Origin of the sequence: Paenibacillus sp. LBL (assembly GCF_029893715.1) — a bacterium.
In the GTDB taxonomy this organism is placed as follows: Bacteria; Bacillota; Bacilli; order Paenibacillales; family Paenibacillaceae; genus Paenibacillus_AQ; species Paenibacillus_AQ glucanolyticus.
Map to the genome: position 1 here is coordinate 396141 of NZ_JARXYU010000003.1, position 15079 is coordinate 411219.

12 protein-coding genes are annotated in these 15079 nt (G+C 49.1%); 5 read left to right on the forward strand and 7 right to left on the reverse strand.

The window, feature by feature from the left end; all coding sequences use genetic code 11:
- Positions 1-32: 32 nt before the first annotated feature.
- The 3 genes from M2277_RS10120 to M2277_RS10130 all read right to left on the reverse strand — a co-directional run bounded on the left by M2277_RS10120 (position 33) and on the right by M2277_RS10130 (position 4828).
- The gene (locus tag M2277_RS10120) at positions 33-1631 is read right to left on the reverse strand and encodes a response regulator (RefSeq protein ID WP_063478420.1); all 1599 of its coding nucleotides are present in this window, start codon (positions 1629-1631) and stop codon (positions 33-35) included.
- The gene (locus M2277_RS10125; RefSeq protein ID WP_348537775.1) at positions 1609-3423 is read right to left on the reverse strand and encodes a cache domain-containing sensor histidine kinase; all 1815 of its coding nucleotides are present in this window, start codon (positions 3421-3423) and stop codon (positions 1609-1611) included. The genes M2277_RS10120 and M2277_RS10125 overlap by 23 nt, the downstream gene beginning before the upstream one ends.
- A 115-nt stretch (positions 3424-3538) precedes the next feature.
- A complete protein-coding gene (locus M2277_RS10130) occupies positions 3539-4828 on the reverse strand; it encodes a Gfo/Idh/MocA family oxidoreductase (RefSeq protein WP_006207834.1) in 1290 nt (429 codons plus the stop codon).
- Between the two features lie 126 nt (positions 4829-4954).
- Here M2277_RS10130 and M2277_RS10135 point away from each other — a divergent pair, with 126 nt between their 5' ends.
- From M2277_RS10135 to M2277_RS10150, 4 genes are all read left to right on the forward strand, one after another.
- The gene (locus M2277_RS10135) at positions 4955-5821 is read left to right on the forward strand and encodes a helix-turn-helix domain-containing protein (RefSeq protein WP_280754696.1); all 867 of its coding nucleotides are present in this window, start codon (positions 4955-4957) and stop codon (positions 5819-5821) included.
- Positions 5822-6132: 311 nt separating this feature from the next.
- Positions 6133-7122 (forward strand): hypothetical protein, encoded by a 990-nt coding sequence (locus tag M2277_RS10140; RefSeq protein WP_280754697.1) that lies wholly within the window; start codon positions 6133-6135, stop codon positions 7120-7122.
- 715 nt (positions 7123-7837) lie between these two features.
- The gene (locus M2277_RS10145) at positions 7838-8119 is read left to right on the forward strand and encodes a hypothetical protein (RefSeq protein WP_194166070.1); all 282 of its coding nucleotides are present in this window, start codon (positions 7838-7840) and stop codon (positions 8117-8119) included.
- Between the two features lie 416 nt (positions 8120-8535).
- Positions 8536-8742, forward strand: a complete 207-nt coding sequence (locus M2277_RS10150) for a hypothetical protein (protein ID WP_152824919.1) — start codon at positions 8536-8538, stop codon at positions 8740-8742.
- A gap of 462 nt (positions 8743-9204) precedes the next feature.
- Here the strand turns inward: M2277_RS10150 and M2277_RS10155 are convergent, their stop codons facing one another.
- The 4 genes from M2277_RS10155 to M2277_RS10170 form a co-directional block, all read right to left on the reverse strand.
- On the reverse strand, positions 9205-9723 hold the full coding sequence (locus M2277_RS10155) for a hypothetical protein (protein ID WP_280754698.1): 519 nt from the start codon (positions 9721-9723) through the stop codon (positions 9205-9207).
- Between the two features lie 24 nt (positions 9724-9747).
- Entirely contained in the window at positions 9748-10710 is a 963-nt protein-coding gene (locus M2277_RS10160; RefSeq protein ID WP_152824915.1) for a phosphotransferase enzyme family protein, read from the reverse strand.
- Between the two features lie 375 nt (positions 10711-11085).
- Positions 11086-11763 carry a beta-phosphoglucomutase gene (pgmB, locus tag M2277_RS10165; protein ID WP_280754699.1) on the reverse strand — a complete coding sequence of 226 codons (678 nt, stop codon included), beginning with the start codon at positions 11761-11763 and terminating at the stop codon, positions 11086-11088.
- Between the two features lie 158 nt (positions 11764-11921).
- Positions 11922-14207 carry a glycoside hydrolase family 65 protein gene (locus M2277_RS10170; protein ID WP_076151220.1) on the reverse strand — a complete coding sequence of 762 codons (2286 nt, stop codon included), beginning with the start codon at positions 14205-14207 and terminating at the stop codon, positions 11922-11924.
- Between the two features lie 111 nt (positions 14208-14318).
- On the opposite strand from M2277_RS10170, the gene M2277_RS10175 reads away from it, so the two are divergent.
- Positions 14319-15062: a helix-turn-helix domain-containing protein gene (locus M2277_RS10175; RefSeq protein ID WP_006207843.1), complete on the forward strand. Its 744-nt coding sequence runs from the start codon at positions 14319-14321 to the stop codon at positions 15060-15062.
- Positions 15063-15079: the final 17 nt, after the last annotated feature.

Genomic DNA, 15079 nt, shown 5'->3' on the forward strand with positions numbered 1-15079 from the left:
CATCATACCGGGGAAGGGGAGGGGCCGGAATCTCATTTCTTCGGATCATCATGTTCGATTTTTTCGGATTGCGATAATCGGAACTCGGATGGGCTTATGTTGAACATTTTTTTGAACTTGGAGCTGAAATAGCCGGGAGATGAGAAGCCGGCGAGCTCTGCAATATCCCATACGGTTAAGGTGGTTTCCTTCAACAGGCGTACGGCGTGTTTCATACGGACTTCCGTAACATAGTGAATAAAGGATATGCCTGCACCTTCCTTGAACATTTCCGAGAAGTAGGTAGGGTGGTAGTTGTATTGTTCAGCTAACGAGGTCAGCGTTAATTCCTGCATATAATTCTCCTCGATATACCGTTTGGCTGACTCGATCAGAGTAGCTTCCCCGCCCTCAGAGACCTGCTGCTGATCCACAAAATCTTGCGCCCACTGCATCAGCAAACGCTCTGCCTGCTCGGGAGTCTCCATCCACAGCACCCATTCCGGCGAAATCCAGTGAGGCTCCCTTCCCTGAGAATACCCCATGAAGTCAGCGGCGGCGGACTCCATCAGCAGCGAAATTTGAAAAAGGCTCCGGACCAAGCGGGAAGGAGAGAGCTGGTATGCCTCGGCAAGCTCCTTCCGGATGACGCTGCGAAAGGAATCCAGCTCGCCCCGAATCAGACAGCGGTGCAGTGTTCGATTGGTTTCCTCCGGGAGTAATGGACTGTGGTCTGTTACGGGCGTGCGGTCCTGTTCCTTTTGACGCTCTGCCAGATTCCACGCCAAGAGCGAATGAATATACCCTTCTTTCCAGCGTTCAAGTCCCGATACGGGAAGTCCCAGCCCGACCTGCACATCCATGGTTAAATAGGAAGCCGCATCTTCCGCGAGCTTGCGTGTGAATTCGTGCTGAACGCCGTCAAGCGTAATGAAGAACATGATTCCGGGATGGGCTGCGTCATGAAATACCTGGATGCTGCCGGGATAAGACTGGGCGATTTCATGGCAGACCATCTCGAACGGCAGGTGAAGCTGCTCTGGCGCGCGCCCTTTGGGAGTATGCTGTATGCTGGACTCCCTCATGCCTGCGGCTACGAAGCAGACCCTGTGATCCTGCCATGATTCCAGGTGGAACAGCCGAATCCGTTCCGGCAGCGAGGAAGCCGGAAGCCGGTTGCCTCGCACGAGATCCAGCAGGAAGCGTTCCTTCATTTCCTTGTAATACTGGGAGAGACGCCACTGCATCATTTCCGAATCGTCCCGTACCTTGCGGTTCTTATCCAATTCCGCTTTGATTTTGGTCAGTGCTGTTCTCAGATCCTCCCGGGTTACGGGCTTCAGCAAATAATCCATGGCTTGGCTGCGGACGCCGGCTCTGGCGTATTGGAAATCCTCGTATCCGGTTATGATGATGATCTGGATGGAAGGATTGTGGCTTCGGCAAGTATCCAGCAGACGGACTCCGTCCATAACGGGCATATTCATGTCGGTTATGAGCAGGTCAAAGCGTTCTGCTCGCAAGAGCGCTTCGGCTTCTACGCCGTTTGCGGCCTCCCCCGAAATGGCAAAGCCCATGCCCTCCCAATCCACCTTCAGCTTCAGCCCTTCCCGGACTTCGATCTCATCGTCAGCGATCAATACGTTGTACATGATATTCCTCCTGTACCGGTAGAATCAGTTCGATGCATGTGCCCGCTTGAACTCCATTCCGGATATGGACGGCAAACAAGGCACCGTAATGCAGGCGGCAGCGTGCAATCACGTTGCCGAGTCCGATGTGCCAGCTCTCGCTCCGCAGGATCGGCTCTAGCTGAGAAGCTGCCATGGGGTCCTGCAGCTTGCGGATGATCTCGGACGGCATGCCGGGGCCATTGTCCGCAATGCTGAAATGCAGGCGGTTATCCACTCTGCTGATCCGGATATCCACCTGTGCCGTGGTCTGATGCTGGAAGCTGTATTTGACGGCATTCTCGATCAGCGGTTGAAGAATGAACTTGATCATGACCAGTGAATCCAGCTTGCCCTCCTCCGTGATGGAGATGCCGAGTTTATGACCGAAGCGGGTTTGCAGAATGGAGATATAGTGCCGGACATAAGCCAGCTCTTCCTCAAGCGGGACCCGATCGTCGCTCGTATTCATGGAGAATCGCATCATTTTGCCAAGGTCCTCGATGACCTGGACGGTATCCTCCGTCCGGCGCTGCATGGCCAGACTGCTTACCAGCTCCAAGGTATTGAACATGAAGTGGGGATTAATCTGCATGAGCAGGGCTTTGTATTCCGCTTGCTGGCGGAGCAGCTTCAGCTCGAATTCATTCTGGATATGCTGCCGCAGGCGGCTGACCATGTAGCGGAAGGTCGAGATGACGTAACTGACCTCGCTTTTTACGTTTTTGTCGGGAGGCAGAAGGGAATCCGCCTGATCGAAAGCGCCCCGCTGCACCTGCCTCATGGCCAGAACCAGTCGCGTTAAAGGCTTGGTGACGCCATAGGAGAGCCATGCTGCGGCAAACAGGGAGACCAGAATCAGGACAACCGTAACTACCAAGATCGTGCTCTGAAGTTTGTGAAGAGAGGAATATAACTCCTTTTCCGGTGCCAGACCTGCCAGCATCCAGCCGGTACGCCCCAGCTTTTTGTGTACCAGAATGTCTCGCTGCCCCTCATCGTTGGTCAGATAGACAACTCCTGATTTGATCGGGCCGTTTCGAATACGGTCGATTTCCGCTATAGCCCGAGCACCAAGCTCATGCGCCTGCTGGGAGAGAATAGGGCTTCCCTGTTCATTAAGCAGAAAAATCGTGCTATTCTTGGCCAAATGGATGCGGCTGAGCGGCTCCAGAAAATAGGATTCGCTGACGTTCACCTTCATCACGTTCTGTGCCGTCGCATGATGGAAGGTACCGAGAGGCATCAGCAGGCTGACAACCGGATTGCCGTGATCCCTTACGCGTTCATGCTGATCCGTATGGGCAGCCAGCCAGTGGTCCCCGGACGTGAAGAAGTTTCTGTACCACGATTCTTGCATAAAGGCGGGGTCATTCGCGACTTGGTTCTCGCTGCCGATGCGAAGCCCGTTCCGCCGGTAGACGGAAACGTCGGAGATGCTGGTATAGCTGTTGGTGGCCTGGGTCAGGAATCGGCTCATCGCGAGATTAGCAAGCATTTTCTCCCCTTCGGGAAGGCTCGGGTCGCGTATGGCGTTATCCCAGTTCTTGGCCATGTCGCTGTTGAAGACCAGGGAGGCGACATCGTAAATCTGCATTTGGACCATGTCCACGTACGAGCCGTATTCCTCCATCTTCTCCAGGGCCGAGGATTCAATGTAGGAGCGGATTACGGTTCGCGATTCTCTAAAGAGCAGGAAGGAGAGCGTGCCGAAAGAGAGGACGAACAGGACAACGATAAAGGCGATCAGACGGCTTTTTAATGAGAAGAACATCATTTTCCCTCCTTACCGAATGGACTTCAAGGCTGCCCTTGGAAATAGAAAAAAAGACTGCGTGAATGACGCAGCCTTTGCTTAAGAGAATTTGCTTGAAGCAGCCTTGTACTGCTTAGAAACGAACCAGGTTGCTGATTCGTACAGGCATGCCGGTAGCGATGGCGCGGTTGGCTGCAATTCCTGTTAGTATGGATCTTGCTCCATCAATATGGTTCGCAGCGCGGGCGTATGGATCCTCCACGGGCTCCCCGAACAGATCGTTCAGGAGAACCGGGTCGCCTCCCCCATGCCCGCCTTCTTGCTCTTCTACATGAACCTCGTACGGGGCATCAAACGTCGGGAGCACCCGCAGCGTTTTACCGATTAACGCGCCTTCCAGATTCTTGTCACCCAGCGAGTTCACGTAGGATTGCTCCACAATAGTCATCTCGATCCGGCCTTTGGTGCCGTTGATGGCGATGCGATAACCTTCCCATGGCTGGTAGGCGACAAGGGAATAGGTCAAAATGGCCTTGTTCTGGTACCGTACAAGAACGCCCATCGTATCCTCGATGTTGATGCCGTCCCCGAATACGCTTTGATCCCGCTGATAGCCATCCTCCGGCTCGGCATCCAAATACATGGCTTTGAGGTGGTCATCGGAATCCAGATGGAGCGCAAAAGGGTCTTCCTTGGCGATCGGATTGCCGGTTGCCCGATTGTAAAATTGGGTTACGCCCCGTTCTTCCGCGTTCTCTCTACCATAATACATGAGATCCCCGAATGCGAAAACGGTTTCAGGATGGGAGCCGATCCAGAAATTGACTAAATCAAAGTGATGGGTCGATTTATGAACGAGCAGTCCCCCGCTGTTTCGCTTGTCCCGGTGCCAGCGGCGGAAGTAATCCGCGCCGTGACGGGTGTTCAGCAGCCATTCGAAGTGGACGGAAGTCACCTGTCCGATGGCGTCATTCATAATCAGCTCCCGAACCTTGGTATGGTGCGGAGCATAACGGTAGTTGAAGGTTACCCGTATATTTTGTCCGGTCCGCTTGGCGGCATCCAGGATCGCTTGACATTTCTCCTCATCGACGGTCATCGGCTTCTCGGTCACGACGTCGCAGCCAAGCTCCATCGCGCGAATGATGTACTTGTGATGGGTGCGGTCGATGCTGGTCACAATGACGAAGTCCGGCTTCTCGTTCTCAATCATCTGATCGAACTGATCCGCAGGATAGGTAGGAACCTCGGCATATCCATATTTGTCTCTCAGCAGCTGATTCGCGTAATTCATGCGGGTCTGGTTTATATCGCAAAAGGCAGCAAGCTCGGATTTGTCGCGGAAGTTCTGGGCCAGGGCTCCGTAAAAGAACTCGGCGCGGCCGCCGGTTCCGACCAATACATAGCGTTTCTTGTCACTCATCTCTATCGCCTCCTTGAATATAGCTCTAGCCTATAACAAGGGAACACTTCTTTCGCCGCATTTTATGCGTAATCGCTTTCAAATGCCGCATATTTTGCTATAATCCAAGGAAAGGGGGACAGCCATGTGACGAAGCCATTTCGAGCGGATTACCATGATCCTGCCGGATATCTGGATATCGAATATGACCGCCGCATCGGGTACTTCTCCATGACGGTTGACCATCTTCATGATCATTACGAGCTGTACTACCTGTTGTCGGGCGAGCGCATATACTTCATTAAGGACCGCTCCTATCGGGTCAGAGCCGGGGATCTCGTATTCGTTGACCGGAATGCCGTTCACAAGACGCTGGACAGCGGCAGGCCGGATCATGATCGGGTTGTCCTCTATATCAGGCCGGAGCTGTTCACGGAGCTGGCCATTTCGCCTGAATTGGCCGAAGGATTGAAGGAGCCGTTCGGTTGGGATATTCCGATTCTGAGGCTTCCTTCACCGGCAAGCGAAGCCATGGCGCGAATGGTCAGCGAAATGGTGGACGAGATGGTTCATCCCCAAGCCGGAAGCTGCTTGCTGCTGCGGCACCGATCGGTTGAATTGCTGCTGTACGCGTACCGTAATCAGCAGCTGGGCACGGTGCGTTCCGCCGATACCGAGCCCATTCTTCATCCCAAGACCCAAGCGGTGGTCCGTTATCTGAACGACAACTATCAGAAAGGTTTTACGTTGCCCGAGGTAGCGGAGGCGTTCCGAATCAGCCCGCACTATCTCAGCCGGCTGTTTAAGCAAACGACGGGCTTTACCTTCAGCGATTATCTGAATCTGCTTCGGGTTAAGGAGGCGCAGCGCTTGCTGCGCGAAAGCGATGATTCCATTACGGATATCGCCATGCGTGCAGGATTTAGCAACTTCTCCCATTTTGGGAAGGTGTTCAAGCGGACGGTGAATGCTTCACCGAGGCAGTATCGTCAACAGTATCGAATGCGAAGTTAATGGCGCGCTGTTTTTAGGTTTCTGAAACAATATTAAAGAAAATATATGATTGGGTAGGGGAGATAGCTCCGAATAAATATTTTGGGGATATCCATAACTTTAGTTGGTTTCGGGTGTTAATTATAATAGAGCGAGCGAGCTTGAGACTTTTATTAGACTTCACCAGTATCAATTTATTAATATACTTGCCTTACATAAAATATTGTTATATAATGTTAATACACTCTATATTTGGTAGATATAATATTTACTGGAATATTAATCTCAAGATTACTCCTTAGAGTGAAATAAAAAATAGAGGAGATGTGATCATGAAGAAAATTGCTAGTACTCTATGCATATTAACTGCAACTATCTTTCTTATGGTTCCCGTTGTAAACGCAGAGGAAAGTACTACTGACGACAGTGATAGAACGCTTAAAGTACTTAATATTAACTCAAACCTATCTATAGAGAAAAAGGCAGACGGAAGAGTATACCCTGTTATCAGTTCAAAGGATTCTGCACTTACATCGGTAGAACAAGAGGTTATTCTCAAGGAAATGGGATACACTCTAGATGAGATCGAAACAATGAATCCTTCTGTGAAACAGGACATGGCTATTTCAGGTGGTCGAAAAGTTGAAGTTGAGACTAATATTGTTCAATATTTTAATTCTTCAGATGGTAAAAGATATTTGGTAACAGATGAAAACAGAGAAGAGATAGAAGCTTTAAGACAACAAGAAGCAGAAAGACTTAGTAAAGAACTAAATAAAAAGATAGAAGTAGCCCCTTTGTCGAATATGGGAAGTACTAGGGATGGTATTTTTAGTGGTAGAGGACACGTATCTTACCAAGGGAAATCCCCAAATGCAACAGAGTTTCAATTTAGATATACTGATACATTTGATTGGTCCGGATATCCTAAAATTACATATACGGATACTTTTGCACATGCTTGGCAATCTCATTCTACGAGTGTAAGTAGTGAAGGTAGGTTAACATCAGTTATTAACGGAAGTAACTACTATAATAATTTAACTATTAATCCCGAAAGTATTTATGGTTCATCAACTAAAATATCACTTTCTAACAAATTGTTTGAAACAATGTCCGGCTATATCGCAAATGAAGTTAGAATTCCCATCTCTTATAAGGGGACTACTGGAAAATTCATTGCTAGATATGCTCATCCATGGACTGTTGTTCAACCAAGTATAGCTATAGGTCCTGCCTCAATATCTTACAGTGGTTATGTTGGGGATGAATGGTTTTGGGAAAATACCTTTACTATTACGAGTGTTCCTTCTGATATGTAATCGGTGAGCTGTATGAAAGAGCTTCTCCCAATGAATTGGGAGAAGTTCTTTTTTGATCCAAATGTGTATGGATTACTAACGTTATGCACACTAATTCGATTAGATTTTTTTGTGATGTTCATTTCTGATTAAGAAATAAATAACCTATAGTTGATTTTGTTTTTAGGTAATGGTACATCTTGGGATTGAAATCGCTGACTAGTCTGGTAAAGTAATAGAATAAAATCTTTAAATAGCCTCTCAAAGTAAGAGCGGAAGTTTGAACCAAATGGAGCACAAAGTGCGCTATAGACCGCTGGGAAAACGGGATTTGAAATCCTCTTTCAAAAATGGGGACGGCAAACAAACCGAGCATGCCGTCATTTTTGAAAAGGGCTTTTTGGTTAGGAGGCGATGGAGAGCAAGTTGCCCTGCTGTTCGTCTTTCCGACTCGCGTACCAAGCGTCGATGTGCTGGCACATCAGGATTGAGTGATGACGACCGGCTTCGAGCTTGTAGTCAATCTTCTCTCGCTTGTTGGAACGCTCGACGAGGTACGGCGTTTGTAAGTCAGCTTCCACATTTCGGACTGTCGGTTCGTCTTGGGAAAAAGCCTCAGATGATCCGCCTAGAAAGTGTGGTACGTTCGCCCGTACTTTGCGTTGGAACAAGGCTTCTGACAAGAGTTTTCAGCGCGACAAACAAGCGGGCAACGCCATTTCTGGCGATTCTGGGTATGGTCGTAGCCGTTAGGTTTCATATCTTTGCCAATCGGGCAAATCGGTACGCCTGTTGGCGAGATCCGGATCTCGGAGTCGGTGGAAGTATTCTTTTTCGTTCGGACATTGAGGTCGATAAACGGCTCGATGTGCTGTCGGTCGAGCCATTCGTAGATAGCTTCGGCGTCATGAGCGGCATCGAGCAGCATCTTATCGACTGTGCCCAAGGTGAAACGTTGCGTAAATTCCATGGAACTGAGGACCAGACTTACAGCGTCGTACCGGGAAGCTGGCTGTAGTCCGGGGTAGAGCGGCAGGTCATGCTGGCTGCTGGCAGCATTCAAAAAAATTTTTTTAATTTAAATTGTGGTTGAAATAAAAAATCCCCCTATGGAAATAGGAGGCTGGCAACGATTGTGGTTCAAGGAATTCCTTGTCCCTCAAGCCTCGGCGAATGCCGAGGGCTATTTAATAATAAGGTGGAGGTGTTTACTTTTATAATAATTCAAATGAGTATGAGTAATCATAAACCTGTCTAACCGATCAATTAGGATGTTCGCAGTAATACTGGGGCAGAAATAGTTAATTTAGGGATAGTCAAAGATAAGATAAGTTATGAATAAGTTGTATTATTTATCAATATTCATGAATTATTTTAGCTTTAGTTTAATAATTTAAAAATGTTATTTCTTAAATAATAAGGAGATGGTTTTTCATGGATTTATCCCATAAGGTCGTTGGATTAGAAGGGCTGGGGCTTATTTTAGTATTATTAGTAGTCAATTATTTTATAATATATTTGATTGTAAGCCAAGTAATTAAAAATTCTGGTTTGAAATCAGAAATAACTACATTAAAAGGTGAACTTGAAAATTTGAAAGAGTTATTAGATGAAGGCTCACGAAAGCCTCCTAAAAAATAGTGATTGTCATTTCCACGGCCATCAACTCAATTCAGCCTTTGGTGTCTTTAATGGTGATGTGATACCTTCTCACGGATGATAGCGACAAGTTGATAGGTCAAAATCGCCTTGTTCTTATACCGTACGAGAACGTCAAACATTCTAGTTTCTGATGTATACTCTGTGCCTTGCCGTAGTTATATTGTTTGCTTATAGACTGATTAAAATTGTATCGTAGATAATGATCAACTACATAGAACTGCAAGAGGGGGTCTTTAATTGCATCAGCCTCTATCCAACACGGATAGGGGCTTTGGTTTGCTTATTTAGTTGTATAAGAGAGTCCTGTGAACATAGTATACTTGTCGATATCAAAGAGCTTGGTTAAAGATATAACGGAAGCGATATAACAGTGATAACAAAAGCGGTTAGAGCGATATTACGCTCAATATGATACTCCCGTAAACTAAAACCTGTTCTTATTTAGGTGCTTGAACCGTTATTGAAAAACCGCCCCATCGGCACCTCCCGCTTAAAGGTGATCCCCCAATACTTATACGTCACTTCAATCTGGGTGATAGGCGTATCATTAAAAAGACGGACACCATAATTGAGCGGGATGCGTGCTCCCTGATCAAGTGCGGCTAACTTCTCATCTGCTGTGAGTTCAGGTTGGAGCGGCATCTCTTGAATACCCACGAATTCGATATGGGTGTCTTCATCAAGGTCGTCTCCGCCGACCAGATGAAGGGAGTAACTGACGCCGAGCTCCGCCTTGGCTGGTTTCTGGCCATCGTTCACCCGCACATCCAGCAGCTCCACCTTGGTGAATCCTTCGTTGATGACTTCGAAGATGATCGTATTCTCGCCCGTAAGGGATGTGAATCCACCCGCCTTGATGGGTGTGGGACGAAGAAACAGCAGGTATAGAAGGCTGGCTGAGAGGAGCAAACCCAGGCCTGCATATGCGAGCCGGCGGAGATGTTTGGATTTTGGTTTCATGGCGAGCAATCTTCCTTCTTTATATTAAATAGACAGATTGACTACCGATTGGCCTGATTCTATATCGGCTTTCATGGCTAGAAGATAATTCCGAGTAGACTCATCCATCTCGTTCCAGTCCACGAATTTGGAGAAGTAGACATAGGAATACAGGTTGCGGAAGTCGATGAAAAATGGAATCCGTTCAATCCAATCCGCACTCAATGTGTTCTCTTTCAGATAGCCCGATAAGAACGAATCGAAGAATCTGGCGACAAATTCGGCCTTCCTGTGTTCAGGGACTGTCTGAACCGCATGATAGATGGCAATGGCGATATCGTATGCGAACCAATGGTAAGAAACATCCCCGAAATCAAAAAAGACAATCTCCCCGTTATGTACATGAAAATTGTTATGGTGCAGGTCATTATGAACGATCCCGTAGCTGTCCTGATCTTGCGGGAGGGACTCCAGCTCCTTAAGATATCGCCTCCACTGAGTATGTACCCTTTCACCGGCAGTCTCCGGGAACGCATCCGTAAAGATGAGATGATCATTCCATTGGGGAAAAGCCATGCGGTGTACGAGCGAAGCGGATGTGGAGTCCTTCTTGCCGAGTTTGTGCATGCTTCCCATCCCGCGTCCCCAACGCTCGATCATAGCAAAATCCGATGTCAAATCGGATAAAGGGCTGCCCGGAGCCTTCGTAAAGGCAATGACATAATATCGTTTGGAGCCGTGAATGATTTCTTCAATCAGGAGATCCTGGGCGGAACGAATCGACGACGCTATGTTTAGCCCATGCTCGGCGAGATAAGCCATCCACGTCAGCTCGCGGATGATCGAGGCTTTGCGGTACTTGGCCGCGTCTAAGAATTTAATGATGAAGCGAAGCCCGTCTTCACCGATATATTCAAATACATTTTGGTCAAATCCTCCAAGCAATTGCAGTGAATAAGAACCTCTGCCGAAACGCTCGGCACCCTGATTCAAAACAGCCTGTTCCATGGAAAATCCCCTTTATGGTGTTCTCGATATGTCGGTCTGGTCCACATACCGGATGGTAATCAGCAGCATCAGTATCAACTCAAGTCTACCGAAGATGGTGCATCGTTGCAAAAAAAGGGATAGCGCATCCTGACGTTGTGAGATAATCTTACCCAGCATGGGTGCTCGCACGCGCCAAATAAGTCCCCAAAAGGGACTTTCCAAAGAGCGGCTTACGCGCCAACAAGTCCCCAAAAGGGACTAAGAGTCGCCAAAGAGCGGCTCCCGCGCCAGCCCGATTGCAGCGACCATGGGGAAGTATCCCGTCCCTGCAACAACCTCTGCCACATCAAAAAGGGGTGTCCCACCTAAGGAACACCCCTTCACTACATCGATCTACTTACCTTCGAACTTCTGCGCCAGTTCCCGGAAATTCAGCTGTGACGTGCTGTCCAGCACGATATCCGCGTGCGGGAAGTGGGCAGCGTTGCCGATTGCCACGGCGAACATGCCGGCACCCTTGATGGCATCGACGCCGGACGCGGCATCTTCCACCCCGATGCAGTCAGCGGGCTCTACGCCCAGCTGCGCGGCAGCGGTCAGGAAGATTTCCGGGTCGGGCTTGTTGTTCGTAAGCTTGGTTACATCGACGATGACGTCGAACTGATCCATGACGCCAAGCCGGGTCAGTACAGCGATGGCGTTCTTGCTGGCGGACGCAATGGCGGTCTTAAGACCCGCCGCCCGAATGTCTGCCACGAACTCGGTGACGCCCGGCAGCAGATCGGCTGGCGTGATCGTTTCGATCAGCTCGACATACAGCTTGTTTTTGCGGTCAGCCAGCTGCACCAGCTCTCCTTCGGAATAGTTGACCGGCGTCTCCGCCTGGCTTAACAGCAGCATCAAGGAATCCATGCGGGATACCCCTTTGAGATTCTCATTGAATTCTCGGGTGAAGGGAATGCCCAGCTCGGTTGCCGTAGCCTTCCAGGCCTGATAATGATACTCGGCTGTATCGGTAATGATGCCGTCCAAGTCAAAAATGACAGCCTTCAGCGATTTCGCTATGCTCATGTCCAAATAACTCCTTTTACCAACTGAAATATATTCAATCGTACTAGTATCATCGCTAATTTCCTAATGAGAGCACGATCAATGATGCACTTATCTGAAGCTGGTTCCTCACGGTAAGCCTAACCTGATGGATCTGGTGGATCTGTACCTGCCCGGAGCTACTTGGCGAGTGATTTTTGCACCGGTTGTCCGGCTTTAAGTGTAACGGCCTCGTTGTACAGCTTGATCTCGATGGCATCGCCTTCCACAATCTCCAGGGTCACGCCGTCCTTCTCGATGGATACGCCGATGAGGCGGCCGCGGAAGTTCAGGCGGAATGCGTACTTCTCCCAATCCTTCGGAATGGCGGGGGAGAGGGAGAGCCCGCTCTCCTTCAGACGCATGCCGGCAAAGCCGTATACGATGGACATCCAGGTACCGCCCATGTTGGCCATATGCAGACCGTCCTTTGTGTTGCCGTGCGTATTGTCCAGGTCCAGGCGCGCCGTCTCGATGAAGTATTCGTAAGCCTTGTCCATGCTGCCAATCTTCGAAGCCATGATGCTGAAGATGCAGGAGGACAGGGACGAGTCATGTGTCGTAATGCCTTCATAGTAGTCGTACGAACGCTGAATCGTTTCATAGCTTTGCTCGTCTTCCAGCAGGAAGTGCGCTAAAACCGTGTCGGCTTGCTTACACACCTGATAACGGTAAATCGTTAGCGGATGGTAATTCAGCAGCAGCGGATATTTGTCCTCCGGCGTGTTCTCGAAATCCCATACCGCTTTGCGGAGGAACGTGTCATCCTGCGGGTTAATGCCAAGGGCTTCATCATACGGGAGCAGCATAGCTTCCGCGGCTTTCGCCCAAGCCGAGATTTCATCCTCGGTAACGCCAAGCCGGTCGCGCAGGGATTGGAAGCCATGTGCATCATAGGACTTCAGAATGGAGCAGCTCTTGGCAGCCCATTTCAAGTTATGTTTTGCCATGACGTTGGTGTAATAGTTGTTGTTCACGCAGCAGGTATATTCATCCGGGCCGGTAACTTCATCAATATGGAACGCCCCGTTATAATAGTGGCCGATATCGGCCCAGAGACGGGCGGTTTCGATCAGTACCTCGGCACCGTAAGACAAGAGGAAATCCTGATCCTGTTCGGCCAGATGGTACTGGATATAGCTGTATGCGATATCTGCACTGATATGATACTGCGCCGTGCCCGAAGGGAAAAAGGAGGAGCACTCCGTTCCGGAAATGGTGCGCCACGGGAACAAAGCGCCTTGCCGGTGTCCCATTTCCCGAGCTCTCGCTCTCGCCTGTTCCAGTGTGGAATAGCGGTACAGCAGCAGCTGGCGCGCGATGTCCGGCTGCGTCATCAGGAATACCGGGAACATGTAAATTTCGGTGTCCCAGAAATAATGGCCTTCGTATCCTTCGCCGCTGAGCCCTTTGGCGGAAATGTTGCTGTGTTTGTCCCGCCCTGCGGACTGCAGCAGCTGGAACAAGTTGAAGCGGATGCCTTCCTGCAGCTGGTCATCGTTCTGAATCACCACATCCGCAGACTTCCAATAGTCATTTAAATATTCGGTTTGCTCTGCAAGCAGATCCTCGAAGGAAAGCTCCTTCAAACTCTCTTGCAGCTGAATCCCGCGCTCGATCATATCCTGCCCGTGACGAAGACTGTCGGTATACAGATTGTATTTCGTAAAGCCGATCGGTCCGGTCAATGAAAGGGTAGCCGTGTAGGTGACTTCACCGGCTCCATTTTCAAGTTGAACGTCAGCATCGGCATCCAGGCGGTGGCGGGTAACGCAAGCCGCACGCAGCTTGGATGCCATCGTTTCATCAACGACATAGGCATCGCTGCCCTTAACGCCAGTTTCGGTGACGGTCATCCGTTCCGCATGTCCTGCGCCGACCCGGGGATCATTGGGATTGGTGTAGTTTTTCACTTTGCCGTTCACCGTAGAGACGATGCGGACCTGGCCGTTGTAATTGACCGGCTCTATCCGTACATGGATGGCGAACAGCTCACGGTGCGTAAAGGACACCAGGCGGCGGAAGGTCAGCTTAATCTCTTTGTCTTCGGGCGATCTCCAATGCACGATTCGTTCGGAATATCCCTTGTCCATAAACAAGCGGCGTTCAAACGAAATAATCGTGCCGTGATCCAGACGGAAGGGTTCTTTCTCATCGCCTAAATAGATCAGGACCGATTGGGCATCAATATGGTTAACGAGTTTTTGCTGTGTATCGGGAAAGGCGAACAGTTTCTCGCCGTAAGGGATTTCAATAACGTCGTGGAAAGCATTCAGGTAAGTTCCGCGAATGGTGGACATGTCCTCTCCGTAGCCTTCTTCGAAGTTGCCACGTACACCCAAGTAACCGTTTCCGAGTGCAAAAATACTTTCCATATTCAGCAAGGCTTGCTGTGACAACTCAGGATTTGAAATTGTCCAGGTCATGGTCTACACTTCCTTCCTAGCATGGTTATGCTTGAATTTTAGAGCCAAACGGGGTTATGTTATACTAAAATATCAAGGTTTTTATCAATATTTTTAGGTGGTGCAGAAATAATGAAGGAACCTTCCCGCACAGGAAATCATCCCTTTTATTTGTCTTCCCGCATGCATTATCTGCGCGAGAATTTTATACATCCTCCGTTTGATTACGAGCACGAGTTAATGGAGGCCATACGCTTCGGGGACGAGAACAGGGCCATGGATATGCTGCGCAAGATTAACGAGCTGGAGGCCGCCGTGCTTGCGACGTATCCGCTTCGATCCAAGAAGAATGCCTTAATTGCGTCTTGCACCCTGTTTACCCGGGCGATCATCAAGGGCGGCGTCGACCCGGAGATAGCCTTTCATTTAAGTGATACGCTAATCCTTGAGATTGAGAAAATGAGTGATGTGGAGCGGCTGGTTCATTTTGAATATGAAATGCTGGTTCAGTTTGTTTCGATGATTCGCTCCGAGAAGGAAGAAGTATCCTATTCGCATATTGTGAATTTGGCGATATATTACATCAGGGAGCATATTTTTGAGGAGCTGACCTTACAGCGGGTTGCAAAATATTTAAACGTTCACCCGAGCTACCTGTCCGATCGCTTTAAGCGGGAGACGGGTGTATCCATTACAACCTTTATGAATCGGCGGAAGATTGAAGAATCCAAGCATTTGCTGACCCATACAAACCAATCGATCTCCGAAATCGCGTTTACGTTCAAGTTCTGCAGCCAGAGTTATTATACGCAATTATTCAAGAATTTCACGGGGATGACCCCGAGAAAATTCCGAATCAGCGGTACGGCGCGATAACGAACGATGACAACGAA